The sequence below is a fragment of the Streptomyces sp. NPDC007872 genome (assembly GCF_042868165.1).
Lineage (GTDB): Bacteria > Actinomycetota > Actinomycetes > Streptomycetales > Streptomycetaceae > Streptomyces.
In genome coordinates, this window is record NZ_JBIAEA010000002.1 from 1,160,056 (window position 1) to 1,182,995 (window position 22,940).

The window sequence follows — 22,940 nt, forward strand, 5'->3', positions numbered from 1 at the left end:
CCGCCGGGCGGGTCGTTCCGGGGCCGGTGGCCCGCCGGGTGCGACCCTCCTCACGTGACCGAACCCCCCGCGCCCCCCGCGTCCTCGGCGCCCGCCGCCCACGACGAGGCCCACGGCGGCGGCCTCGGGTCCCGCCTCAACTGGCTCCGGGCCGCGGTCCTCGGCGCCAACGACGGCGTCGTCTCCACGGCGGGCCTCGTCGTCGGCGTCGCCGGGGCCACGGAGTCCGGGTCCGCGCTGCTCACGGCCGGTCTCTCCGGGCTCCTCGCCGGTTCGATGTCGATGGCGGCGGGGGAGTACGTCTCGGTCTCCACCCAGCGCGACTCCGAGAAGGCCGCGCTCGCCCAGGAGCGGCGCGAACTGCGCGAACGGCCCGCGGCCGAGCTCGACGAACTCGCCGCCCTCCTGAGCGCCCGGGGCCTCTCCCCGGACGTCGCCCGCGAGGCCGCCGAACAGCTCACCGCCCGCGACGCCCTGCGCGCCCACGCGCGCGTGGAGCTGGGCATCGACCCGGACGCCCTCACCAACCCCTGGCACGCGGCCGGCGCCAGTTTCCTCGCCTTCACCGCCGGGGCCCTGCTCCCGCTCCTCGCGATCGTCCTGCCCCCGCCCGCCGCCCGCCTCTGGATCACCGTCCTCTCGGTCCTCGCGGCCCTCGCCCTCACCGGCTGGTCCAGCGCCCGCCTCGGCGCCGCCCCCGCCGGCCGCGCGGTGCTCCGCAACGTTGCGGGCGGGGCCCTGGCGATGGCGGTGACGTACGGAGCGGGGTCGCTGCTCGGCGCGGCGGGGGTCTGAGGACGCCCCTCGTCTTGTCGGAAGGTTCCAAAGCCCGCTGACAACCCGTCTCGCATACTTGTCGGTAACGGCGTCTAGTCGCGCCCCGGCCCCCGCCCCTACCGTCGACGGCATGCCGAACCCGCCCGATGTCGTGCTCTGGTCCATACCGGCGTTCGTCCTGCTCACCGTCCTGGAGATGGTCAGCTACCGGCTCCACCCCGACGAGGACGCCGCCGGGTACGAGGCCAAGGACGCCGCCACCAGCCTCGGCATGGGCCTGGGGAGCCTGGCCTTCGACGCGCTGTGGAAGATCCCCGTGGTGGCGATCTACACCGCCGTGTACGAGCTGACCCCGCTCCGCGTGCCCGTCCTGTGGTGGACGGTCCCGCTGATGCTGCTCGCCCAGGACTTCCTCTACTACTGGCAGCACCGCGGACACCACGTCGTCCGCCTCCTGTGGGCCTGCCACGTCGTCCACCACAGCAGCCGCAGGTTCAACCTCACCACCGCCCTGCGCCAGCCGTGGACGGGTGCGACCTCCTGGCCGTTCTACCTGCCGATGATCGCCCTCGGCGTGCACCCGGCGGCCGTGGCCCTCTGCTCCTCGGTCAACCTCGTCTACCAGTTCTGGATCCACACCGAGCGCGTCGACCGGCTGCCGCGCCCCGTCGAGCACCTCTTCAACACCCCCTCCCACCACCGCGTCCACCACGCCTCCCAGGGCGGCTACCTGGACCGGAACTTCGGTGGGGTCCTCATCGTCTGGGACCGGGCGTTCGGCTCCTGGGCCGGCGAGACCGAGCGGCCCGTCTACGGCCTCACCAAGAACATCGAGACGTACAACCCGCTCCGGGTCGCCACCCACGAGTACGCCGCCATCGCCCGCGACCTGCGGGCCGCGACCGGCTGGCGCGAGCGGGCCGGTCGGGTCTTCCGCGGGCCCGGCTGGCAGCCCGGACCGCCCCCGCCGCCCGCGCCGAAGACCGGTCCCGCCACGGCCGGTCCCGCCACGGCCGGTCCCGCCATGGCCGGTCCCCTCGGGACCGAGCCCGCCGCCGAGCCCGCCGCGTGAGCGCCCCCGCCGCGCCGTCCGCCGTACGCGCCGCCCCCGCCTCCCGCGCGCTGCTCGCCGCCTTCGGGCTCGCGACCGCCGTCGACCTGGTCTCCCTGCTCGCCGGCGCGGAGGCCGGCCACCAGATCGCCAAGCCGCTCCTGATGCCCCTGCTCGCCGCGTACGCCGTGAGCCGGGGCGCGCCCAAGCTCCTGGTCGCCGCGCTCCTGTTCGGCTGGGGCGGTGACGTCCTCCTGCTCTCCGACGCGGACCCGGCCTTCCTCGCCGGCATGGGCTCCTTCGCCGTCGGACACGTCTGCTACCTGGTCCTCTTCGGCCGCCGGCGCACGTCCCCGGCGCTCGGCGCCCTGTACGCGGCCGCCCTCGCCGGCACCGTCGTGCTCCTGTGGCCCGACCTCCCCGCCGGCCTGCGGATCCCGGTCGCCGGGTACGCGCTGCTGCTCACCGCCATGGCCTACCGGGCCGGTTCCCTCGGGCTCCTCGCCGGTCTCGGCGGCGCCCTCTTCCTGCTGTCCGACACCCTCATCGCCACCGGCGTCGCCGCATGGCCCCGGCCGCCCGCGTCCGACTTCTGGGTCATGCTGACCTACACCGCGGCGCAGTACCTGCTGACGACCGGAGCCCTGCGGGCGATGTACGGTGAAAGTCGTACAAACGTCTGACAGCGAGGACCGACCGCCATGCGCGCCACCACCATCCACGCCCCGTTCGACATGCGCGTGGAGGACGTGCCCGACCCGGTGGTCCAGGAGCCCACGGACGTCGTCCTGCGGGTCCTGCGTGCCTGCATCTGCGGCAGCGACCTGTGGGCCTACCGCGGCGAGTCCGCCCGGCAGCCGGGCCAGCGCATCGGCCACGAGTTCCTCGGCGTCGTCGAGGAGGCGGGGCCCGGGGTCCGCGGCTTCCGGAAGGGCGACCTCGTCGTCGCCCCCTTCGTCTGGTCCGACGGCACCTGCGCGTACTGCTCCGAGGGCCTCCAGACCTCCTGCCCGAGCGGCGGCTTCTGGGGCTCCGTGGGCTCCGACGGCGGCCAGGGCGAGGCCGTCCGCGTCCCCTTCGCCGACGGCACCCTCGTCAAGCTGCCCGCCGAGGCGGCCTCCGACGACCGGCTCCTGACCGCGCTGCTCGCCCTCTCCGACGTCCTGGGCACCGGCCACCACGCCGCCCTCGGCGCCGGCGTGCGGCCCGGCTCCACCGTCGCCGTCGTCGGCGACGGCGCCGTCGGCCTCTGCGGCGTCCTCGCCGCCAAGCGGCTCGGCGCCGAACGGATCATCGCGCTCGGCCGGCACACCGTCCGCACCGACATCGCCCGCGCCTTCGGCGCCACCGACGTCGTCGCCGAGCGCGGGGAGGCCGCAGAGGCCGCCGTCCGCGAGCTCACCGGCGGCCAGGGCGCGCACGGCGTCATCGAGGCCGTCGGCACCGAGCAGTCCATGCGCACCGCCGTCGCCGTCGCCCGCGACGGCGGGTCCATCGGTTACGTCGGCGTCCCGCACGGCAGCGGCACCGGCCTCGACCTGTCCGTCATGTTCGACCGGAACATCGCGCTGCGCGGCGGCGTCGCCCCCGTGCGCGCGTACATCCCGGAACTCCTCCCGGACGTCCTCGACGGCACGATCGACCCCTCCCCGGTCTTCGACCTGACCGTCGGCCTCGACGGCGTTCCCGGCGGTTACAAGGCCATGGACGAGCGCACCGCCCTCAAGGTCCTCGTCAAGCCGTAGGACCCGCCCACACCGGCGCGTCCCCGCCCGGCAGCCCCGGCGGCCGCGTCCAGCCCGCCGGGCCGCCCTCATACGCGACCGGCGACAGCGCGTGCCGCAGGTGCCCGAGCGGGCCCTCCGACTCGACGAGGTACCGCCCGGGCTCGTACGCGGGCAGCGCGTGCGTCAGCCAGTGGCCCGTCTGCGCGAGGGCGAGCCGGACCAGCCGGGTGCCGCCGTCCCGGTCCCGCTCGGTCAGCGACCGCAGGACCGCCGCCGCGAGCAGATAGCCCGTGGCGTGGTCCAGGGCCTGCGCGGGCAGCACCCCCGGCTCCTCGGCCGAGCCCTCCACGACGGCGATCCCGGTCGCCGCCTGCACCAGGGAGTCGAAGCCGCGCCGCCCGCCCCACGGCCCGTAGTCGCCCCAGGCCGAGACCCGGGCCGTGACGAGCCCCGGGCGGTGGAGGTCGAAGCGGTCGAGCGCGCCCGGCCGGTAGCCGGTCACCAGCACGTCGGCCGCGTCGAGGAGTCCGTCGAAGGTACGCCGGTCCGACGGCCGCTCCAGGTCGAGGACGGACGTCCGCTTCCCGACGTTCGTGTCCGCGTGCTGGTCCGGCAGCTCCGGACGGTCCGGCGGGTCGATCCGCAGCACGTCCGCGCCGAGCAGCGCGAGCGTCCGGGTCGCCACCGGCCCCGCGAGCACCCGGGTCAGGTCCAGGACCCGCAGCGGCCCCGAGCGCGGCCGGGGCGGCGCCCCGTCGAGCCGCTCCCGGGTGAGCAGCGGCCGCGCCGCCACCTCCCGGCCCTGCGGGTGCGCCGCCCACTCCCCGGGCGTGCGCAGGGCGACCGCCAGGCCCCCGGCCCCGTACACCGCCGTCTCGACCTCGGCGGCCGTCCGCTCCCCGATCGCCGCCGCCACGGCCCGCACCGCCCCGTCCTCCGGCGTCCCGGACGGCACGCCGAGGGCGGCGAGCAGCGCCGCCCGGTGGTGCGGATAGTTGGCGTGGGTGCGGACCCGGCCGTCCGCCGCCCGCCAGAACCGGGAGAGCGGCGCGAAGCTCACCGGCGCCCGCCCGTCGATCCGCAGGTGCCGCTCGCTCGTGAAGGCGGTGGCCACGGCCCCGTCGTCCACCCGCACGGGCCCCGGGAGCCCCGCCCGCTCGACCGCCGCGAGCCCCGCCGCGGCGACCGAGGCCCGCGCCAGGTCCATCACCGGCAGCCGGGCCGGCAACAGCCCCGGGGGCCCCGTGAACGCCACCCGGTCGACCAGGGCGGGATCACCGCCGAGGGCCGCCCACAACGACTCCGTACCCGTGCGCACCGTGTGCTCCGTGTGCTCCATGGGGCTCATGATCCTCCGCGCGGCACCCGGAGCCACGCGAAAGGGCCCCGGTGCGGCGTACCGCACCGGGGCCCCGAGGACCGATGGTTACCAGCGGACCGCGTCGAGCGCGTCGACGATGCCGGCCCCGTAGAAGCCGTTCTTGTTCTTGCCGCCCTCGCAGACCGCGTCGACCTTGCCGTCGGCGTCGATGTCGTACGGGTCGGTGCAGGCGTGCCGGTCGGCCTGCGCGTACAGCAGGGCCTTGAGCGCCGCCGGGCCCGCGTGCGGGTGCCTCGACTTGATGAGCGCCAGGACGCCCGCCGCGTGCGGCGAGGCCATCGACGTGCCGCCCTTGTAGTTGTAGCCGCCGTTGACCGTGGTCGACAGGATCAGGCCGTTCACCGCCGGGGCGTCCGGCGTCTGGTACGCGGTGCGGTCACCGCCGGGCGCGGCGATGTCGATCACGCCGAGGCCGTAGTTCGAGTACGACGCCTTCAGGTCCTTGGCGCCGGTCGCGGAGACCGTGACGACGCCCGGGAGCATCGCCGGGTAGTCCAGGCACTTCTTCGGGTCGATGGTCCGGCCGCCCGGCGTGGAGTCGTTCGGGCTGCTGTCGTCGACGATCGAGTCGGCCGCCAGGTCGAACGCGGAGTTGCCGGCCGCCGCCACGTTGACCGTGCCCTTGCGCTCCGCGTAGCGGGTGGCGCGGGTGACGGCCTCGATGAGGGCCTTCTGGTCCGCGTCGTTCTTGCACGCGAACATCCACGGGTCGGTGTAGTAGCTGTTGTTCGTGATGTCGATGCCGTGCTCGGCCGCCCACACGAAGCCGCAGACCACGGCCTCCGTGTAGAAGAAGCCGTCCGGGGTGGACACCTTGATGCCGGCGAGCTTCACGCCCGGCGCGACACCGGTGACGCCGATCCCGTTCTTGGCGGCGGCGATCGTACCGGCGACGTGCGTGCCGTGGTCGCTCTCGCCCGGGTTCGGCCGCCACGAGCCGGCGGTGGTGTCGGCCTTGCCGGACACGCAGTTGGCGGACTTCGCGGCGCTGAAGTTCGGCGCCAGGTCCGGGTGGGTGTCGTCCACGCCCGTGTCGATGACGCCGACGGTCACGCGCTTGCTGCCGAGCGTCCGCTGGTGCGCCTTGTCGGCCTTGATCGCCGGGAGGTCCCACTGCAGGGGCTCCAGCGCGTCCTGCTCGTCCGTCGCGCGGGCCGCGGCGGCCTTGGCCTCGGCCTCGGTCAGCACCTGCGTGCCGCCGCCGACGGAGTCGTCGGTCTGCACGGAGAGCGGGGCGGTGCGGGTCGCGCCGGCCGACACCACGCCGCGCGCCTTGCGGACCTGCTTCGCGAAGTCCGGGTTCTGCGAGTGGACGACGATCACGCCTATCTGGTCGTACGAGACGACGACCGTGCCACCGGCGGCGGCTATCGCCTTCTTCACCGACTTGGCGGTCGAACGGCCCCCGTCGACGTTCACGACGTACGACAGCTTCGGCCCGTCCGTCGCCACGGCGGCGGCCGGGGCGTCGCTCAGTTCCGCGGCCGAGGCACCGGAGGGAAGGAAGCCGAGCGAGGCCGTGAGCGCGAGGCCGACCGGCAGAGCGAGAGCTCGGCCGCGCCTCGATCCCAGATGAGCCATGGGTTCTCCACATCATCCGTATGTACTGCTCGCGCGCGGGTTTGCGCACGGACAGGTGCATGACGAGTGAAGCTATCGCTGATCTTCCTGTCCCATCAATGAGTTGAGAAGACTTCATGAAGATCTGCCCGAGAAAATCCTCGGGGTGAACCGCTTCGCTTCCTCCTCCGTGCCGTTGTGCAGGGGAGGGCTCCACCCGGGGCCCCGGCTCCCGCACCCCCGGTGAGACCCCCTGCGAACCAGCCGTCCGCCCGCGCGTCACGAGGAGAGTCCGTGGCTACCGAAGCACCGCCGCCAGCCCGAAACGGCACGGAGACCGATCGGGGTCCCGCGTCACCCACCACGGAGCAGTTCGTCGAGGTGCAGGAGAGCGAGGAGTTCGGCGAACTGCGCCGCGCCCACCGCTCGTTCGCCTTCCCCCTCACCCTCGCCTTCATCGCCTGGTACCTGCTCTACGTGCTGCTCTCCAACTACGCGGGCGGCTTCATGGGGACCAAGGTCTTCGGCAACGTCAACGTGGCGCTGGTCCTGGGCCTCGGCCAGTTCCTCACCACCTTCCTCATCGCCTGGCTCTACTCGCGGCACGCGGCGAACCGGCTCGACCCCAAGGCCGAGGCCATCAAGTCCCGTATGGAGGGCGACGCATGAGCACCCCCGTCCTGCTCGCGGCGGGCAACGCCACCGGCGAGCACCGGCCCCTGATCATCGCCCTGTTCGGCGCCTTCGTGATCGCCACCCTCGTCATCACCGTGTGGGCCGGCCGGCAGACCCGCAGCGCCGCCGACTTCTACGCCGGCGGACGCCAGTTCACCGGCTTCCAGAACGGCCTGGCGATCTCCGGCGACTACATGTCCGCCGCGTCCTTCCTCGGCATCGCCGGCGCCATCGCCCTCTTCGGCTACGACGGCTTCCTCTACTCGATCGGCTTCCTCGTCGCCTGGCTCGTCGCCCTGCTCCTGGTCGCCGAACCGCTGCGCAACTCCGGCCGCTTCACCATGGGCGACGTCCTCGCCTACCGGATGCGCCAGCGTCCGGTCCGCACCGCCGCCGGCACCTCCACCATCGTTGTCTCGATCTTCTACCTGCTCGCGCAGATGGCCGGGGCCGGCGTCCTCGTCTCGCTGCTCCTCGGCATCACCAGCGACGGCGGCAAGGTCGCGATCGTCGCCCTCGTCGGCGTCCTGATGATCGTCTACGTGACCATCGGCGGCATGAAGGGCACCACCTGGGTTCAGATGGTCAAGGCCGTGCTGCTCATCGCGGGCACGCTCCTGATCACCTTCCTCATCCTGTGGAAGTTCCACTTCAACCTGTCGGAGCTGCTCGGCGCGGCCGCCACCAACAGCGGCAAGGGCCAGGCCTTCCTGGAGCCCGGCCTCAAGTACGGCGCCACCGCCACCTCGAAGCTGGACTTCCTCTCGCTCGGCATCGCGCTCGTCCTGGGCACGGCCGGACTGCCCCACATCCTGATCCGCTTCTACACGGTCCCCACCGCCAAGGCCGCCCGGAAGTCGGTCAACTGGGCCATCGGCATCATCGGCGCCTTCTACCTGATGACGATCGTCCTCGGCTTCGGCGCCGCCGCCCTGCTCAAGAACAGCGACATCGTCGCCTCCAACAAGGCCGGCAACACCGCGGCCCCGCTCGCGGCCCTGGAGATCGGCGGCGGAGCCGGCTCCACCGGCGGGGCGATCCTCCTCGCCGTCATCTCGGCCGTCGCCTTCGCGACCATCCTCGCCGTCGTCGCCGGACTGACCCTGGCCTCCTCGTCGTCCTTCGCGCACGACATCTACGCCAACGTCATCCGGCGCGGAAAGGCCACCGAGAAGGAGGAGGTGCGGGCCGCCCGCTGGGCGACCGTCCTCATCGGCGTCGTCTCCATCGCGCTCGGCGCCCTCGCCCGCGACCTCAACGTCGCCGGCCTGGTCGCCCTCGCCTTCGCGGTCGCCGCCTCCGCCAACCTGCCGACGATCCTGTACTCCCTCTTCTGGAAGCGGTTCACCACGCAGGGCGCCCTGTGGTCGATCTACGGCGGCCTGGTCTCCGCCGTCGTCCTGGTGCTGTTCTCGCCGGTCGTCTCCGGCAAGCCGACCTCGATGTTCAAGGGCGTCGACTTCTACTGGTTCCCGCTGGAGAACCCCGGGCTCGTCTCCATCCCGCTCGGCTTCCTGCTCGGCTGGCTCGGCTCGGTCCTCTCCAAGGAGGAGCCGGACAAGGGCAAGTACGCGGAGCTGGAGGTCAAGTCCCTCACCGGTGTCGGAGCGCACTGACCCGCACACGTTCCGCCTCCGGCCGGCGGCCGCGTCGTAGGGTCCTACGACGCGGCCGCGCCGGTCCTCGTGACAATCTGCCCTGCTCGATGTCGGACCGCTCGCGTAGGCTCGGAACAAGGCGATCGAAACGAACCGATCCACAGACGGGGAGGGGGCCCACCGTGCTCATCGACACCTTCGGCCGGGTCGCCACCGACCTGCGCGTCTCGCTCACGGACCGGTGCAACCTGCGCTGCACCTACTGCATGCCGGAAGAGGGCCTCCAGTGGCTCGCCAAGCCGGACCTCCTGACGGACGACGAGATCGTCCGGCTCATCCGCATCGCCGTCACCGACCTCGGCGTCACCGAGGTCCGCTTCACCGGCGGCGAGCCGCTGCTCCGCCCCGGCCTCGTCGGCATCGTCGAGCGCTGCGCGGCCCTGGAGCCCCGCCCCCGGATGTCCCTCACCACCAACGGCATCGGACTCAAGCGCACCGCGACGGCCCTGAAGGCCGCCGGCCTCGACCGGGTCAACGTCTCCCTGGACACCCTGCGCCCCGACGTCTTCAAGACCCTCACCCGCCGCGACCGGCACCGGGACGTCCTCGACGGCATGGCCGCCGCCCGCGACGCCGGCCTCGTCCCGGTCAAGGTCAACGCCGTCCTGATGCCCGGACTCAACGACGACGAGGCCCCCGACCTGCTGGCCTGGGCGATCGAGGAGGGGTACGAGCTCCGCTTCATCGAGCAGATGCCGCTCGACGCCCAGCACGGCTGGAAGCGCGACGGCATGATCACCGCGGGGGACATCCTGGAGTCCCTGCGCACCCGCTTCACCCTGACCCCGGAGGGCGCCGAGGAGCGCGGCTCCGCCCCCGCCGAGCGCTGGGTCGTCGACGGCGGGCCGCACACGGTCGGCGTCATCGCCTCCGTCACCCGCCCGTTCTGCCGGGCCTGCGACCGCACCCGGCTCACCGCCGACGGGCAGGTCCGCACCTGCCTCTTCGCCACCGAGGAGACCGACCTGCGGGCCGCGCTCCGCTCGGACGCGGGGGACGCCGAGGTCGCGGAGATCTGGAAGAAGGCCATGTGGGGCAAGAAGGCCGGCTCCGGCCTCGACGACCCGAGCTTCCTCCAGCCCGACCGCCCGATGTCGGCGATCGGCGGCTGAGGGCCCGGGGATCCGGCGGACAGGCCCTAGGAGTCGGCCGACTCCCAGTCGGCCAGCGGCACGACGTCCTTGAGGAAGCCCCGTACGCCCAGGAACTGCGAGAGGTGCTCGCGGTGCTCCTCGCACGCGAGCCAGGTCTTGCGCCGCTCCGGCGCGTGCAGCTTGGGGTTGTTCCACGCGAGCACCCAGACGGCGTCGGCCCGGCAGCCCTTGGCGGAACAGATCGGCTTCTCTTCGCTCACTGGACCCATGATCACCCGATCATTGTCCAGCAAGGGCGATGCCGAGCAGCCACGGGGGGAGCTGCCCGGCACCGGTCCGTCGCTCCGACGGGGGATGCGGAGCGCGTAGGCAGTATGTCACGGCACAAGGGGTGCGGTGCACTGGAACTTCATGATTGATCTGAGCTTTTCTTGAGGTTTCCGGCCACGCTCGGTGATCAGCTCCGGCCGTACGAGCGGCCCGCCTCCGCGTCCGTCCTCGCGTCCGTCCCGGGACCCGCCGCCGGCTCCTCCGCGTCGAGCGCGGGCCGCACCGGAGGCGGTACGAACGTGGAGGGAAGGGACGGGGCCGACTCGCGCCCCGCGTTGGCGATCACCACGGCGACGTAGGGCAGGAGGATGCCCAGGGCGAGCGCCACGACCGCCACGTGCCGCTCGACGTTCCACAGGACCGCGGCGGCGATCACGGAGAGCGTCCGGACCGTCATCGAGATGACGTACCTCCGCTGCCGCCCCCGGACGTCCTCGGCGAGTCCCTGCCGGGCCCCCGTGATCCGGAAGACCTCGGTTCCGCCACGCTTCGGCATCACCGCTCACCACCCGCCGGTCGCGCCGGACCCACCCCGGTCCGGTCTTCGTTCCACCGTACGCCCGTCCCCCTGCGCGGACGAGACCGGGGCACGTATGGCGCTGTCCGACATGCGTCGTACGACCGGAAGGTCGAGACTGGGCCCACATGCGTACAAGGAGGCGACAATGGGTTGGTTGTGGGCGATCATCGTGGGTCTCGTCCTCGGTCTGATCGCGAAGGCGATCCTGCCGGGCAAGCAGCAGATCCCGCTCTGGCTGACGGTGGTGTTCGGCATCCTCGGCAGCGTCCTCGGAAACGCGGTCGCGACCTGGATCGGGGTGAACGACACCAAGGGCATCGACTGGATCCGCCATCTGCTCCAGTTGATCGGCGCGGTCGTCGTCGTCGGCCTGGGCGACATGCTCTGGGCCTCGATGAAGGGCACCAGGCGGCGAGCCTAAGACGGCGGACGCCCGGAGAACCGGGAGGCCCGGTACGGCACGCGGTGTGCCGTACCGGGCCTCCGGTCATGTGCGTACGGGCGGACCCGCCGGGGCGGATCCGTCAGGCGCCGGTGAACTCGATCGCCGCCAGGTTCTTCTTGCCGCGCCGCAGCACCAGCCAGCGCCCGTGGAGCAGGTCGTCCGCCGACACCTCGGCGTCCTCGGCGGTGACCTTCGCGTTGTTCACGTACGCCCCGCCCTCCTTCACCGTGCGCCGCGCCGCCGACTTGCTCGCCACCAGACCGACCTCGGCGAACAGGTCCACGACCTGGCCGAGCTCCGACACGCGCGCGTGCGGCAGCTCGCACAGGGCCGCGGCGAGCGTCGCGCCGTCCAGCTCGGCCAGGTCGCCCTGGCCGAACAGCGCCTTGGACGCGGCGATGACGGCCGCGCACTGCTCGGCGCCGTGCACCAGGGTGGTCAGCTCCTCGGCCAGCGCCCGCTGGGCCGCCCGGGCCTGCGGCCGCTCGGCGGTCTGCGCCTCGAGCTCCTCCAGCTCCTCACGGGAGCGGAAGGAGAGGATCCGCAGGTAGGTGGAGATGTCGCGGTCGTCCACGTTCAGCCAGAACTGGTAGAACGCGTACGGCGTGGTCATCTCCGGGTCCAGCCAGACGGCCCCGCTCTCGGTCTTGCCGAACTTGGTGCCGTCCGCCTTGACCATCAGCGGGGTCGCGAGCGCGTGGACCTCGGCCCCCGGCTCCAGGCGGTGGATCAGGTCGAGCCCGGCCACCAGGTTGCCCCACTGGTCCGAGCCGCCCTGCTGGAGCGTGCAGCCGTAGCGGCGGTACAGCTCCAGGAAGTCCATGCCCTGGAGGAGCTGGTAGCTGAACTCGGTGTAGCTGATGCCCTGCTCGGACTCCAGGCGCCGGGCCACGGAGTCCTTGGTCAGCATCTTGTTGACCCGGAAGTGCTTGCCGATGTCCCGCAGGAACTCGATCGCCGAGAGGCCGGCGGTCCAGTCCAGGTTGTTCACCATGACCGCGGCGTTCTCCCCCTCGAAGGAGAGGAACGGCTCGATCTGGGTCCGCAGCCGGTTCACCCAGTTCGCGACCGTCTCGGGGTCGTTCAGGGTGCGCTCGGCCGTCGGCCGCGGGTCGCCGATCTGCCCGGTGGCCCCGCCGACCAGCGCCAGCGGCCGGTGCCCGGCCCGCTGGAGCCGGCGGACGGTGAGGACCTGGACCAGGTGACCGACGTGGAGACTGGCCGCGGTCGGGTCGAAGCCGCAATAGAACGTGACGGGACCGTCCGCGAGAGCCTTGCGCAGTGCGTCCTCATCGGTGGACTGGGCGAAGAGCCCGCGCCACTTCAGCTCGTCGACGATGTCCGTCACGATCGTCCGTCTCCTTGGTCGAATGGGGTGGTGCCGGGGCCAGTCTAGGCGGGTCAGACCCCCTTGCTGACCGAGCTCATGTTGAAGTCCGGCACCCGCAGGGCGGGCATCGCGGCCCGGGTGAACCAGTCGCTCCACTCGCGCGGCAGCGTCTTCTCCGTACGGCCCGCCTCGGAGGCCCGCGACAGCAGGTCCACCGGCGACTCGTTGAACCGGAAGTTGTTCACCTCGCCGACCACCTCGCCGTTCTCGACGAGGTAGACGCCGTCCCGGGTCAGCCCGGTGAGCAGCAGCGTCGCCGGGTCGACCTCGCGGATGTACCAGAGGCAGGTCAGCAGCAGACCGCGCTCGGTGGAGGCCACCATCTCCTCCAGGGAGCGCTCCCCGCCGCCGTCCAGGATCAGGTTCCCCGCTCCGGTGGCCACGGGCAACCGAGTAAGACCCGCCGAGTGCCGGGTGGTGACGAGCCGCTCCAGCTTCCCGTCCCGCACCCAGTCGACCGGCGCCACCGGCAGGCCGTTGTCGAAGACGGACGAGTCGTCGCCGGAGGAGTGCGCGATCACGAACGGCGCGGACTCCAGGCCCGGCTCGTTCGGGTCGCTGCGCAGCGTCAGCGGCAACGGCGAGAGGGTCTCGCCGAGCCGGGTGCCGCCGCCGGGCTTGGAGAAGACCGTACGGCCCTCCACCGCGTCCCGGGCCGCGGCGTTCCACTGCTGGTAGATCAGCAGGTCGGCCACGGCGGTCGGCGGCAGCAGCGTCTCGTACCGCCCGGCGGGCAGCTCGATCCGGCGCTCCGCCCAGCCGAGCCGGACCGCGAGGTCGGCGTCGAGCGCCGCCGGGTCGACGTCCTTGAAGTCCCGCGTCGCCCGCCCGGCCCAGGCCGAGCGCGTGCGGTCGGGGGACTTGGCGTTCAGCTCCAGGGTGCCGTTCGGCTGGTCGTGGCGGAGCCGCAGCCCCGTCGACGTGCCCAGGTAGGTGGAGGTCAGCTCGTGGTTCGCGAAGCCGTACAGCTCGCGGCCGCCGGCCCGGGCGCGGGCGAAGGCCTCGCCGAGGGCGGGCGCGAAGTCCCCGAAGACGGCGGAGGAGGTCTCCGCCGGGGCGTCCGTGAAGTCGGGGGAGGCGGGCACGCCCTCCACCAGCGGCTGCGCGTCCTCGGCGGCCCCGGCGGACCGGGCGGCGGCCTCGGCGGCCCGCACCAGGGGCTCCAGGTCGTCGAGGGTCACGGCGGACCGGGAGACGACACCGGAGGCGGTCCCCTGGGCGCCGTCGACGGTCGCGATCACCGTGAGCGTGCGGCCCCGGGTCACGCCGTTCGTCGTGAGCGCGTTCCCCGCCCAGCGCAGATTGGCCGAGGACTCCTCGTCCGCGATGACGACGCACCCGTCGGCCCGGGACAGCTCCAGGGCCCGCTCGACGATCTCGTACGGCTTGCTGACGCGGCTCATCGACCGGCCTCCTGCGTCGTGTTCAGGCTGTGCTTGCCCGGGTGGCGACCCCCGGACCCCCGGCAGAGTGTCCCGTACGCCATGGTCGCGATCATCGTCCGGCCTCCTGCGTCGTGTTCAGAATGTTGACGCCCCGGAAGAGGGCGGAGGGGCAGCCGTGGGAGACGGCGGCGACCTGGCCCGGCTGGGCCTTGCCGCAGTTGAAGGCGCCGCCGAGGACGTACGTCTGCGGGCCGCCGACCTGCTCCATCGAGCCCCAGAAGTCCGTGGTCGTCGCCTGGTACGCGACGTCCCGCAACTGTCCGGCGAGCCGTCCGTTCTCGATGCGGAAGAAGCGCTGCCCGGTGAACTGGAAGTTGTACCGCTGCATGTCGATCGACCAGGAGCGGTCGCCGACCACGTAGATGCCCCGCTCCACGCCCCCGATCAGGTCCTCCGTCGACAGGCCGCCCGGATCCGGCTGGAGCGAGACGTTCGCCATCCGCTGCACCGGCACGTGCGCGGGGGAGTCCGCGAAGGCGCAGCCGTTCGACCGGCCGAGGCCGGTGAGCTTCGCGATCCGCCGGTCGAGCTGGTAGCCGACGAGCGTGCCGTCCTTCACCAGGTTCCAGGACTGCGCCTCGACGCCCTCGTCGTCGTAGCCGATGGTCGCGAGCCCGTGCTCGGCGGTCCGGTCGCCCGTCACGTTCATGACCGAGGAGCCGTACGTCAGCTTGTCGAGCTGGTCGAAGGTGGCGAAGGAGGTGCCCGCGTAGGCCGCCTCGTAGCCCAAGGCCCGGTCCAGCTCGGTGGCGTGCCCGATCGACTCGTGGATGGTCAGCCACAGGTTCGACGGGTCCACGACCAGGTCGTACCGGCCCGCCTCGACGCTCGGCGCCCGCATCTTCTCGGCGAGCAGCGCCGGGATCTCGTCCAGCTCCTTGTCCCAGTCCCAGCCCGTGCCGGTCAGGTACTCCCAGCCGCGCCCGACCGGCGGCGCGATCGTCCGCATCGAGTCGAACTCGCCGGTCGTCCCGTCCACGGCCACCGCCGTGAGCTGCGGGTGCAGCCGCACGCGCTGCTGGGTGGTCACGGTCCCGGCCGTGTCCGCGTAGAACTTGTTCTCGTGGATGGTGATCAGCGAGGCGTCCACGTGCGCCACGCCCTCGGCCCGCAGCAGCCGCGCGCTCCAGTCGGCGAGCAGGGCGCTCTTCTCCTCGGAGGGCACGGAGAAGGGGTCGATCTCGTACGAGGAGACCCACACCTTGTCCTCGTGCACCGGCTCCGCCGCCAGCTCCACGCGCTCGCTGGAACCGGCCGCCGCGATCACCTTCGCCGACAGCTTGGCCATGGCGACCGCCTGCGAGGCGACCTTGGCCGCCCCGTCCATGGACAGGTCGACCCCGGAGGCGAATCCCCAGGCCCCGCCGTGCACCACCCGCACCGCGTAGCCGAGGTCCGTGGTGTCGGAGGAACCGGACGGTTTGGCGTCGCGCAGGCGCCACGAGGCGCTGCGCACCCGCTCCAGGCGGAAGTCGGCGTGCTCGGCACCCAGCGCGCGCGCTCGGGCGAGCGCCGCGTCGGCGAGTGCCCGGAGGGGCAGCGCGACGAACGAAGGGTCGATCTGATGGACCACGAGCGGCCTCGCTCTCGGTGATCGGAAGACTCGGACGACGGTCTCGGAAGACGGTCACGGAACTGCCCGGGAAGTCAATCACGGGAGGGGCGGTCGGGGCGGCGCATTGCCGTGCGCCCTCGGCGGAACCGCACCCAACCGGCCACCGTGCGGAGGGCCTTGGGGCAACGGCACAAGGCGCTCCGGTGCCCGCCGGGCGGCCCGGCCGCGCACCGGGCCGCGCTCCCCGGGCCGGCGGCCCGGCGGCCGGAGGGCGGGATCCCCGTCCCGGACCACGCCTCTCGCGCCCCCGGACCGCACCCCGCGCGGGCCCGGTCGCGGGCCGCCGGCCGGCCCCCTTCCGGCACCCCCGAGCTGTAGGGACCCGACAGAGCGGCCCGTACGCCACTGTCGGAGGTCGATTCCTCATGTGGGGAGCGATACAGATAGGTTTTCGGCTACCAGACCGCTATCGAAAGGGTGATCCGTTGAGCCGCTCGGTTCTCGTCACCGGAGGAAACCGGGGCATCGGCCTCGCCATCGCCCGCGCGTTCGCCGAGGCCGGCGACAAGGTCGCGTTCACGTACCGCTCCGGCGAGCCGCCGGCCGCCCTGGCCGAGCTGGGCTGCCTGGCCGTGAAGTGCGACATCACCGACGGCGAGCAGGTGGAGCAGGCGTACAAGGAGATCGAGGAGAAGCACGGTCCGGTGGAGGTCCTCGTGGCCAACGCCGGCGTGACGAAGGACCAGCTCCTCATGCGCATGTCCGAGGAGGACTTCACCTCCGTCGTCGACACCAACCTCACCGGTACCTTCCGGGTCGTCAAGCGGGCCAACCGCGGGATGCTGCGCGCCAAGAAGGGCCGGGTCGTCCTGATCTCCTCGGTCGTCGGCCTCCTCGGCTCCGCGGGCCAGGCCAACTACGCGGCCTCCAAGGCGGGTCTGGTCGGCTTCGCCCGCTCCCTCGCGCGCGAGCTGGGCTCCCGCAACATCACCTTCAACGTCGTCGCCCCCGGCTTCGTCGACACCGACATGACCGCGGTGCTCACCGACGAGCAGCGCGCGGGCATCGTGGCCCAGGTGCCGCTGGGCCGCTACGCGCGGCCCGAGGAGATCGCCGCCGCGGTGCGGTTCCTCGCCTCCGACGACGCCGCGTACATCACTGGAGCCGTCATCCCGGTTGACGGCGGATTGGGCATGGGTCACTGATCACCATGAGTGGAATCCTCGAGGGCAAGCGCATCCTCATCACCGGTGTGCTGATGGAGTCCTCCATCGCCTTCCACACCGCGAAGCTGGCCCAGGAGCAGGGCGCGGAGATCATCCTCACCGCCTGGCCCCGGCCGACGCTGACCGAGCGCATCGCCAAGAAGCTGCCCCGGCCCGAGAACGTCAAGGTCCTGGAGCTCGACGTCTCCAACGACGAGCACCTCGCGCGCCTGGAGGGCCAGGTCCGCGAGCACCTCGGCGACCGCCTCGACGGCGTCGTGCACTCGATCGGCTTCGCCCCGCAGGACGCGCTCGGCGGCAACTTCCTCAACACGCCGTTCGAGTCCGTCGCCACCGCCATGCACGTCTCGGCCTTCTCCCTGAAGTCCCTGACGATGGCGCTGCTGCCGCTGATGAGCGAGGGCGGCTCCGTCGTCGGCCTCACCTTCGACGCGAAGTTCGCCTGGCCGCAGTACGACTGGATGGGCCCGGCCAAGGCCGCCCTGGAGGCCACCAGCCGCTACATCGCCCGTGACCTGGGCAAGCAGAACATCCGCTGCAACCTGGTCTCGGCGGGCCCGCTCGGCTCGATGGCCGCCAAGTCCATCCCGGGCTTCGGCGAGCTGGCCTCCGTCTGGGACAGCCGCTCCCCGCTGGAGTGGGACCTCACCGACCCGGAGCCGGCCGGCCGCGGCGTCGTCGCGCTGCTCTCCGACTGGTTCCCGAAGACGACGGGCGAGATCGTCCACGTCGACGGCGGTCTGCACGCGATCGGCGCCTGACGCCTCCCGGACGTGCGAGAAGGGCCGTGTGCCCGCCCCTCGGGGCGGTGCGCACGGCCCTCCTCCTTTCCCCGCTGCCGGGCCCCTTCGTCCTCTCGACTCGAAAAGTAGCCCGAATGACCCCAGACTGGTGCAGAGCGTGAAGGTCTGCTGCTGACGGGGAGGAGGTACGGGCATGCATGCGATACGTCACGGATTCGGGGCGTTCGCCTCGGTCGCCGTGCTGCTGACCGGGGTCGCCCTCGCCGCAGAGGTGCGCGCGGCACCCGCCCCGGCCGGAGGGCGCCCCGCCCCGGCCGCGGAGGAACCGGAGAACTTCGGCGCCTCCTGCCGTACCGACGTCGAGGGCTCCCGCGTCACCGCCCACTGCCAGAACCCGTACCCGCGCACCGACCGGGTCCGCCTCCACGTCGAGTGCGAGCAGTGGTGGGACGTGGACACCGACAGCGCCCCCGTGGACGTCGGCCCCGCCGACTACGCCCGGCTCACCGGCCGCTGCTGGAAGGAGGTCCGGTCCGCCTGGATCACACACCAGCCGGCGGACCCGGCTCCGGACCCGGCACCGGGCTCCTCGGGACCGTGAATCCGGTGGTACGGAGCTCCTCAGGTCCGTGAATCCGGTACGGCGCTCCGCAGGCACATGAACGGGTAGCCGGCCGCCTCCGTGCCCGCCCGCTCCGCGTCGCCCTCCCGGATCGCGTCCACCAGGCGCGCGTGGTCCATGTGGTTCTCCGGCCGCAGCTCCTGCCCCACGTCGTCCCGCAGCCACTGCCGCAGCAGATCGCCCAGGTCCGCGTACAGCTCCGTGAGGACCTCGTTGCCCGAGGCGGCGACGACCGCGTGGTGAAAGGCCGCGTCGGCGGTCACGAACCGCTCCGCGTCCCCCGTCCCCCACGCCTCCTCGCGCCGTACGAGCAGGGCGTCGAGCTGCTTCAGGTCCCGCTCCGTGCGCCGCTCCGCCGCGAACCGCGCGGCGGCGGACTCCAGGGTCGAGCGCAGCTCGGCGACGTGCCGGGGGTCGGAGCCCGCGAAGCGCCGGTGCATGACGCCCGCCAGCTCGCTGGTGGCGGCCACGTACGTGCCGGAGCCCTGCCGGATGTCGAGCAGCCCATTGTGCGCGAGCGCGCGGACGGCCTCGCGCACCGTGTTGCGGGCCACGCCCAACTGCTCGACCAGCTCGGGCTCGGTCGGGATGCGCGAGCCCACCGGCCACTCGCCGGAGGTGATCTGGTTCCGCAGCTCGGCGATCACCTGGTCGGAGAGACCTGCGCGCCGGGGATGGCCGAGGGCCATGGAGGCACCTTCCCATTCGTTCGAGATTGGACAACCAATCATCCCATGATTCTATGATGGCCCCATGCCTGACGAGCCGAAGACCCTCGACCCCGCCGCCCGACCGGCCGCCACCGCCGGGGATTCTCCCGCACCGGACCGCGCCCGCCCCGCCGGTACGAAGTCCCAGGCGTCCCAGGCGTCCCCGGCCGCCCGGACCCTTCCGGCCCGCCGGTTCCTCGTCCCGGTCACCGTCGGACTCGTCCTGGCCGCGCTCAACCTGCGCCCCGCCATCACCAGCCTCGGCGCCCTCCTCGAAGAGGTCAGCGAGGGCCTCCACATGAGCGGCACCGTCGCGGGCGTCCTCACCTCCGTACCGCCGCTCTGCTTCGCGGTCTTCGGCATCACCGCCCCGCGCCTCGCCCGCCGCTTCGGCCCCGCCGCCGTCGTCTGCGCGGGCATGGCCGCGATCTTCACCGGACTCGTCCTGCGGCCCCTCGCCGGCGGCACCGCGGCCTTCCTCGCCGCCAGCGCCCTCGCCCTGATGGGCATCGCCGTCAGCAACGTCCTGATGCCCGTCATTGTCAAGCGGTACTTCCCCGACCGCGTCGGCACCATGACCGGCCTCTACTCCATGGCGCTCGCCCTCGGCACCTCCGTCGCCGCCGCCGCGACCGTCCCCCTGACCGACGCCCTCGGCGGGGACTGGCGCCTGGGCCTCGGCGTCTGGGCGGCCCTCGCCGCCCTCGCCGTCCTGCCCTGGCTCCCGCTCCTGCGCGACCGGGACGGCGCCTCCGGCGGCCCCCGCACCTCCCGTACGGAAGCGGGGTCCGCGGCCCCCGCCGAGACCCCGCTCCGGGCCGCGCCCCGCGTCACCCGCAGCCGCACCGCCTGGGCCCTCGGCGCCTTCTTCGGCCTCCAGGCCACCGGCGCCTACATCACCATGGGCTGGATGCCGCAGATCTTCCGCGACGCCGGCGTCCCCGCCTCCACCGCGGGCGTGCTCCTCGCCGTCACCATGGTCATGGGCGTCCCGCTCGCCTTCGTCATCCCCCGGCTCGCCACCCGCATGAAGACCCAGGGCCCGATCGTCGTCGCCCTCGCCCTGTGCGGCCTCGGCGGCTACACCGGCCTCCTCCTCGCCCCGGCCGCCGGAGCCTGGGTCTGGGCGGTGCTGCTCGGCATCTCCAACTGCGCCTTCCCGCTCGCCCTCACCATGATCGGCATGCGCTCGCGCACCGGCGCCGGCGTCGTCCGCCTCTCCGCCTTCGCCCAGAGCGTCGGCTACCTCATCTCGATCCCCGGCCCCCTCCTCGTCGGCGTGCTCTACCAGCACAGCGGCGGCTGGGGACTGCCCATCGCACTCATGGGCGGCCTGATGGTGCCTCAGATGATCGTCGGAATCCTGGCGGGCAGGGACCGGACGGTCGAGGACGAGTGCTGAGGTGCGAGACTGTTCCCATGCCAGTCCTCGAACCCAACCCCCCGAACGGCCAGAAGAAGCTGCTCGCCGTGTTCGGCGCGATGATCGCCATCACCGTCGTCATCGGAATCATCGCCTCCATCGCCGCCCCGTGAGCCCCTCCGCCTACCGGTGACCCTCCGCCAGGGGGGTAGCCCCCGGATCCCCTAGGGGGCGGGTCTCAGGGTCGAGTGGGTGGATCACCGGATGGGCCGCCGCCCCCGCGCTCCGTACGGTGGAGGACGACGGCGAAAGCGGAGACCCATCCACGGAGGCGGCCATGTCGGTCCGTACGCGCAGCGGCACCAGCACCACGGCGACCGGCGTCGACACCCGGCTGTCCTGGTGGGCCCTCGCCCTCCCGGCGGCCGCGTTCACCGCCCTCCTGCTGCTCATGACCGGGCCGGGAGAGGCCCGTGCGACCGGGGGAGACCCGACGGTCGGACGGCTCCTGGAACAGGTCCGGCAAACACTTCCTCTCTGAGTCGGAGCGGCCGGTTTCGTGCGAAGCTGTGGACCATGAGCGTCGATACACCCCGCAGGATCGTGCTGCTCCGGCACGCGAAGGCAGACTGGCCCCAGGTGTCCGACCACGAGCGGCCCCTGGCCGAACGAGGCCGCTCGGACGCCCCCGTCGCGGGCCGCAAGCTCGCCGAGACCGGCATCGGCTTCGACCTGGCCCTCTGCTCGACCGCCGTCAGAACCCGCGAGACCTGGAAGCTCGCCGTGCAGGAACTGCCGGAGCGCCCCAGGACCGTGTACGAGGACCGGCTCTACGAGGCCTCGCTCGGCGAGCTCATCGCCCTGCTCAACGACGTCCCGGACGAGGTCTCCGATCTCCTGGTCATCGGCCACAACCCCGGCATGCACGCCCTCGCCGACGCCCTCGCGGGCCGGGTCGAGGGCGACGCCGCGGCCCGCATGAACCGCAGCGGCTTCCCGACCTCCGCCTTCGCCGTCCTCGCCTTCGACGCTTCCTGGAAGTCGGTCGAGCACGGCGTCGGCACCCTCGTCGACTTCTGGACCCCGCACGACTGACGAGGGCCGCCCCGCTCACGTACGCACGGGACCCCGTCCCCCGTACGCGCGAGGCCCGCGCTCCGGCCCCGTGCGCGCGAGACCCGCACCCTGTCCCCGTACGCGCGAGACCCGCACCCCGTCCCCCGTACGCGCGAGGGCCCGGCCGTCCCCAGGACGACCGGGCCCTCCTCGCCGTGAGGACGCGCCCCCGGCTCAGTGCAGCAGGTCCTCGCCGCCGTCCGCGGCCTCGACCTCCTCGCGCGTGATCCCCAGCAGATAGAGCACGGTGTCCAGGAACGGCACGTTCACCGCCGTGTCGGCCGCCCTGCGCACCACCGGCTTGGCGTTGAACGCCACCCCGAGCCCGGCCGCGTTCAGCATGTCCAGGTCGTTGGCCCCGTCGCCGATCGCCACCGTCTGCGCCAGCGGCACCCCCGCCTCCGCGGCGAACCGGCGCAGCAGCCGCGCCTTGCCCGCCCGGTCCACGATCTCCCCGGTGACCCGCCCGGTGAGCTTCCCGTCCACGATCTCCAGGGTGTTGGCCGAGGCGAAGTCCAGCCCCAGGCGCTCCTTCAGGTCGTCGGTGACCTGGGTGAACCCGCCGGAGACCACCCCGACCTGGTAGCCGAGCCGCTTGAGCGTACGGATCAGGGTCCGGGCCCCGGGCGTCAGCCGCACCTCGGTGCGCACCTTGTCCACCACCGAGGCGTCGAGGCCGGCGAGCAGCGCCACCCGCGCGTGCAGGGACTGCTCGAAGTCCAGCTCGCCGCGCATCGCGGCCTCCGTCACCTCGGCGACCTTGTCCTCGCAGCCCGCGTGCGCCGCGAAGAGCTCGATCACCTCGTCCTGGATCAGGGTCGAGTCCACGTCCATGACGACGAGCCGCTGGGCCCGCCGGTGCAGACCGGCGGAGACCACGGCCACGTCGACCCCGATGGTGTGCGCCTCGACGGCGAGCGCGGTCCGCAGCGGCTCGGTCTCGCAGCCCGAGACCGCGAACTCGACCGCTGTCACCGGGTACTTCGCGAGGCGGAAGACCCGGTCGATGTTGCCGCCGGCCTCCGCGATCCTGGCCGCTATGGCCGCCGTCTGCTCCGCCGTGAGCGGGTTGCCGAGCACGGTGACGTGCGAGCGCCCCTCGCCCCGGGGGCGGTTGTCGCCCGTGCCGGAGATGATCTCGGCCTGGAGCTTCAGCGACTCGGCCCAACTGTGCACGGTCGCCCGGAGCTCGCCCTGCGACGCGACGGTCGGTTCGGTGACGAGCGCGCACAGGACGAGGCGGCCGCGCGAGACGACCTGCTCGATGTCCACGACGTCGACCGAGTAGGCGGCGAGGGTGTCGAAGAGTCCCGCGGTGATCCCGGGACGGTCCTTCCCGAAGATCTTGACGAGAAGGGTGGGAACGTCAGCGGGGGAAACGTCTGAGGTCTGCGATGCGCTCATGGTGCTTCCCACCGTATCGGGCACCGCGCGTCCCCCGGCCCCCCGTCCCGCGTACCGGACACCCGGACACCCGGACACCCGGACACCCGGACACCCGGATACCCGGGCGGTCCTCCGGCGTTCCGGCCGTGCCCCGCCCGCGCCCCGA

General features: G+C 72.7%; 24 protein-coding genes. 15 read left to right on the top strand and 9 right to left on the bottom strand.

The annotated features are described in order from the left end of the window. Positions 1-54: 54 nt before the first annotated feature. The 4 genes from ACFYNX_RS10340 to ACFYNX_RS10355 all read left to right on the top strand — a co-directional run bounded on the left by ACFYNX_RS10340 (position 55) and on the right by ACFYNX_RS10355 (position 3,573). A complete protein-coding gene (locus ACFYNX_RS10340; RefSeq protein WP_388659673.1) occupies positions 55-795 on the top strand; it encodes a VIT family protein in 741 nt (246 codons plus the stop codon). Between the two features lie 112 nt (positions 796-907). Further along, positions 908-1,849, top strand: a complete 942-nt coding sequence (locus tag ACFYNX_RS10345; protein WP_388659676.1) for a sterol desaturase family protein — start codon at positions 908-910, stop codon at positions 1,847-1,849. Further along, positions 1,846-2,511 (top strand): lysoplasmalogenase, encoded by a 666-nt coding sequence (locus tag ACFYNX_RS10350; RefSeq protein ID WP_388659679.1) that lies wholly within the window; start codon positions 1,846-1,848, stop codon positions 2,509-2,511. The genes ACFYNX_RS10345 and ACFYNX_RS10350 overlap by 4 nt, the downstream gene beginning before the upstream one ends. An 18-nt stretch (positions 2,512-2,529) precedes the next feature. Next, complete coding sequence (locus tag ACFYNX_RS10355; RefSeq protein WP_365550161.1) at positions 2,530-3,573, top strand: zinc-dependent alcohol dehydrogenase family protein; 1,044 nt, start codon at positions 2,530-2,532, stop codon at positions 3,571-3,573. On the opposite strand, the gene ACFYNX_RS10360 is transcribed toward ACFYNX_RS10355, so the two are convergent. Together ACFYNX_RS10360 and ACFYNX_RS10365 are read right to left on the bottom strand one after the other, a co-directional pair. Beyond that, positions 3,563-4,894: a CoA transferase gene (locus tag ACFYNX_RS10360; protein ID WP_388659682.1), complete on the bottom strand. Its 1,332-nt coding sequence runs from the start codon at positions 4,892-4,894 to the stop codon at positions 3,563-3,565. The genes ACFYNX_RS10355 and ACFYNX_RS10360 overlap by 11 nt on opposite strands. 87 nt (positions 4,895-4,981) lie before the next feature. Then, entirely contained in the window at positions 4,982-6,517 is a 1,536-nt protein-coding gene (locus ACFYNX_RS10365) for a S8 family serine peptidase (RefSeq protein ID WP_365550166.1), read from the bottom strand. Between the two features lie 273 nt (positions 6,518-6,790). Between ACFYNX_RS10365 and ACFYNX_RS10370 the strand changes: the two genes are divergently transcribed. The 3 genes from ACFYNX_RS10370 (at position 6,791) to moaA (ending at position 9,941) form a co-directional block, all read left to right on the top strand. After that, the gene (locus ACFYNX_RS10370) at positions 6,791-7,165 is read left to right on the top strand and encodes a DUF485 domain-containing protein (RefSeq protein ID WP_365550169.1); all 375 of its coding nucleotides are present in this window, start codon (positions 6,791-6,793) and stop codon (positions 7,163-7,165) included. Next, positions 7,162-8,787: a cation acetate symporter gene (locus ACFYNX_RS10375; protein ID WP_388659685.1), complete on the top strand. Its 1,626-nt coding sequence runs from the start codon at positions 7,162-7,164 to the stop codon at positions 8,785-8,787. The genes ACFYNX_RS10370 and ACFYNX_RS10375 overlap by 4 nt, the downstream gene beginning before the upstream one ends. A gap of 164 nt (positions 8,788-8,951) precedes the next feature. Continuing rightward, on the top strand, positions 8,952-9,941 hold the full coding sequence (moaA, locus tag ACFYNX_RS10380; protein ID WP_356546505.1) for a GTP 3',8-cyclase MoaA: 990 nt from the start codon (positions 8,952-8,954) through the stop codon (positions 9,939-9,941). A 26-nt stretch (positions 9,942-9,967) separates the two neighbouring features. On the opposite strand, the gene ACFYNX_RS10385 is transcribed toward moaA, so the two are convergent. Next, positions 9,968-10,192: a hypothetical protein gene (locus ACFYNX_RS10385; RefSeq protein ID WP_125658185.1), complete on the bottom strand. Its 225-nt coding sequence runs from the start codon at positions 10,190-10,192 to the stop codon at positions 9,968-9,970. Positions 10,193-10,380: 188 nt separating this feature from the next. After that, a complete protein-coding gene (locus ACFYNX_RS10390) occupies positions 10,381-10,749 on the bottom strand; it encodes a DUF3099 domain-containing protein (RefSeq protein ID WP_125658173.1) in 369 nt (122 codons plus the stop codon). A 169-nt stretch (positions 10,750-10,918) separates the two neighbouring features. On the opposite strand from ACFYNX_RS10390, the gene ACFYNX_RS10395 reads away from it, so the two are divergent. Continuing rightward, positions 10,919-11,194, top strand: a complete 276-nt coding sequence (locus ACFYNX_RS10395) for a GlsB/YeaQ/YmgE family stress response membrane protein (protein WP_125658170.1) — start codon at positions 10,919-10,921, stop codon at positions 11,192-11,194. A gap of 103 nt (positions 11,195-11,297) precedes the next feature. On the opposite strand, the gene tyrS is transcribed toward ACFYNX_RS10395, so the two are convergent. From tyrS to ACFYNX_RS10410, 3 genes are all read right to left on the bottom strand, one after another. Next, entirely contained in the window at positions 11,298-12,566 is a 1,269-nt protein-coding gene (gene tyrS / locus ACFYNX_RS10400; RefSeq protein WP_388659690.1) for a tyrosine--tRNA ligase, read from the bottom strand. Positions 12,567-12,619: 53 nt separating this feature from the next. After that, positions 12,620-14,011, bottom strand: coding sequence for a metallopeptidase TldD-related protein (locus tag ACFYNX_RS10405; RefSeq protein ID WP_365550184.1), 1,392 nt, complete (start codon positions 14,009-14,011; stop codon positions 12,620-12,622). 91 nt (positions 14,012-14,102) lie between these two features. Continuing rightward, positions 14,103-15,626, bottom strand: a complete 1,524-nt coding sequence (locus ACFYNX_RS10410) for a TldD/PmbA family protein (RefSeq protein ID WP_388659693.1) — start codon at positions 15,624-15,626, stop codon at positions 14,103-14,105. 467 nt (positions 15,627-16,093) lie between these two features. Between ACFYNX_RS10410 and fabG the strand changes: the two genes are divergently transcribed. From fabG to ACFYNX_RS10425, 3 genes are all read left to right on the top strand, one after another. Continuing rightward, on the top strand, positions 16,094-16,813 hold the full coding sequence (gene fabG / locus ACFYNX_RS10415) for a 3-oxoacyl-[acyl-carrier-protein] reductase (protein ID WP_365550190.1): 720 nt from the start codon (positions 16,094-16,096) through the stop codon (positions 16,811-16,813). A 5-nt stretch (positions 16,814-16,818) separates the two neighbouring features. Beyond that, positions 16,819-17,595, top strand: a complete 777-nt coding sequence (gene fabI / locus ACFYNX_RS10420; protein WP_125658155.1) for an enoyl-ACP reductase FabI — start codon at positions 16,819-16,821, stop codon at positions 17,593-17,595. A gap of 175 nt (positions 17,596-17,770) precedes the next feature. Continuing rightward, the gene (locus tag ACFYNX_RS10425; RefSeq protein ID WP_365550194.1) at positions 17,771-18,178 is read left to right on the top strand and encodes a hypothetical protein; all 408 of its coding nucleotides are present in this window, start codon (positions 17,771-17,773) and stop codon (positions 18,176-18,178) included. Between the two features lie 20 nt (positions 18,179-18,198). On the opposite strand, the gene ACFYNX_RS10430 is transcribed toward ACFYNX_RS10425, so the two are convergent. Next, a complete protein-coding gene (locus ACFYNX_RS10430) occupies positions 18,199-18,888 on the bottom strand; it encodes an FCD domain-containing protein (RefSeq protein WP_365550197.1) in 690 nt (229 codons plus the stop codon). A gap of 64 nt (positions 18,889-18,952) precedes the next feature. On the opposite strand from ACFYNX_RS10430, the gene ACFYNX_RS10435 reads away from it, so the two are divergent. From ACFYNX_RS10435 to ACFYNX_RS10450, 4 genes are all read left to right on the top strand, one after another. After that, positions 18,953-20,311: a CynX/NimT family MFS transporter gene (locus tag ACFYNX_RS10435; protein WP_388659699.1), complete on the top strand. Its 1,359-nt coding sequence runs from the start codon at positions 18,953-18,955 to the stop codon at positions 20,309-20,311. 17 nt (positions 20,312-20,328) lie between these two features. After that, entirely contained in the window at positions 20,329-20,445 is a 117-nt protein-coding gene (locus tag ACFYNX_RS10440; RefSeq protein WP_267883698.1) for an SGM_5486 family transporter-associated protein, read from the top strand. Positions 20,446-20,609: 164 nt separating this feature from the next. Then, positions 20,610-20,813 (top strand): hypothetical protein, encoded by a 204-nt coding sequence (locus ACFYNX_RS10445; RefSeq protein WP_365550203.1) that lies wholly within the window; start codon positions 20,610-20,612, stop codon positions 20,811-20,813. Positions 20,814-20,848: 35 nt separating this feature from the next. Then, positions 20,849-21,367 (top strand): SixA phosphatase family protein, encoded by a 519-nt coding sequence (locus ACFYNX_RS10450; protein WP_388659703.1) that lies wholly within the window; start codon positions 20,849-20,851, stop codon positions 21,365-21,367. Between the two features lie 195 nt (positions 21,368-21,562). On the opposite strand, the gene serB is transcribed toward ACFYNX_RS10450, so the two are convergent. Beyond that, positions 21,563-22,792 carry a phosphoserine phosphatase SerB gene (serB, locus tag ACFYNX_RS10455; protein ID WP_125658140.1) on the bottom strand — a complete coding sequence of 410 codons (1,230 nt, stop codon included), beginning with the start codon at positions 22,790-22,792 and terminating at the stop codon, positions 21,563-21,565. Positions 22,793-22,940 lie beyond the last annotated feature (148 nt).

Bases quoted from the DNA above. Each gene is read 5' to 3' on its own strand.
- ACFYNX_RS10345 (WP_388659676.1), top strand. From the start codon at position 908: ATGCCGAACCCGCCCGATGTCGTGCTCTGGTCCATACCGGCGTTCGTC.
- ACFYNX_RS10355 (WP_365550161.1), top strand. From the start codon at position 2,530: ATGCGCGCCACCACCATCCACGCCCCGTTCGACATGCGCGTGGAGGAC.
- ACFYNX_RS10360 (WP_388659682.1), bottom strand. From the start codon at position 4,894: ATGGAGCACACGGAGCACACGGTGCGCACGGGTACGGAGTCGTTGTGG.
- ACFYNX_RS10365 (WP_365550166.1), bottom strand. From the start codon at position 6,517: ATGGCTCATCTGGGATCGAGGCGCGGCCGAGCTCTCGCTCTGCCGGTC.
- ACFYNX_RS10375 (WP_388659685.1), top strand. From the start codon at position 7,162: ATGAGCACCCCCGTCCTGCTCGCGGCGGGCAACGCCACCGGCGAGCAC.
- ACFYNX_RS10385 (WP_125658185.1), bottom strand. From the start codon at position 10,192: ATGGGTCCAGTGAGCGAAGAGAAGCCGATCTGTTCCGCCAAGGGCTGC.
- ACFYNX_RS10390 (WP_125658173.1), bottom strand. From the start codon at position 10,749: ATGCCGAAGCGTGGCGGAACCGAGGTCTTCCGGATCACGGGGGCCCGG.
- ACFYNX_RS10395 (WP_125658170.1), top strand. From the start codon at position 10,919: ATGGGTTGGTTGTGGGCGATCATCGTGGGTCTCGTCCTCGGTCTGATC.
- ACFYNX_RS10405 (WP_365550184.1), bottom strand. From the start codon at position 14,011: ATGAGCCGCGTCAGCAAGCCGTACGAGATCGTCGAGCGGGCCCTGGAG.
- fabI (WP_125658155.1), top strand. From the start codon at position 16,819: ATGAGTGGAATCCTCGAGGGCAAGCGCATCCTCATCACCGGTGTGCTG.
- ACFYNX_RS10425 (WP_365550194.1), top strand. From the start codon at position 17,771: ATGCATGCGATACGTCACGGATTCGGGGCGTTCGCCTCGGTCGCCGTG.
- ACFYNX_RS10430 (WP_365550197.1), bottom strand. From the start codon at position 18,888: ATGGCCCTCGGCCATCCCCGGCGCGCAGGTCTCTCCGACCAGGTGATC.
- ACFYNX_RS10435 (WP_388659699.1), top strand. From the start codon at position 18,953: ATGCCTGACGAGCCGAAGACCCTCGACCCCGCCGCCCGACCGGCCGCC.
- ACFYNX_RS10440 (WP_267883698.1), top strand. From the start codon at position 20,329: ATGCCAGTCCTCGAACCCAACCCCCCGAACGGCCAGAAGAAGCTGCTC.
- ACFYNX_RS10445 (WP_365550203.1), top strand. From the start codon at position 20,610: ATGTCGGTCCGTACGCGCAGCGGCACCAGCACCACGGCGACCGGCGTC.
- ACFYNX_RS10450 (WP_388659703.1), top strand. From the start codon at position 20,849: ATGAGCGTCGATACACCCCGCAGGATCGTGCTGCTCCGGCACGCGAAG.
- serB (WP_125658140.1), bottom strand. From the start codon at position 22,792: ATGAGCGCATCGCAGACCTCAGACGTTTCCCCCGCTGACGTTCCCACC.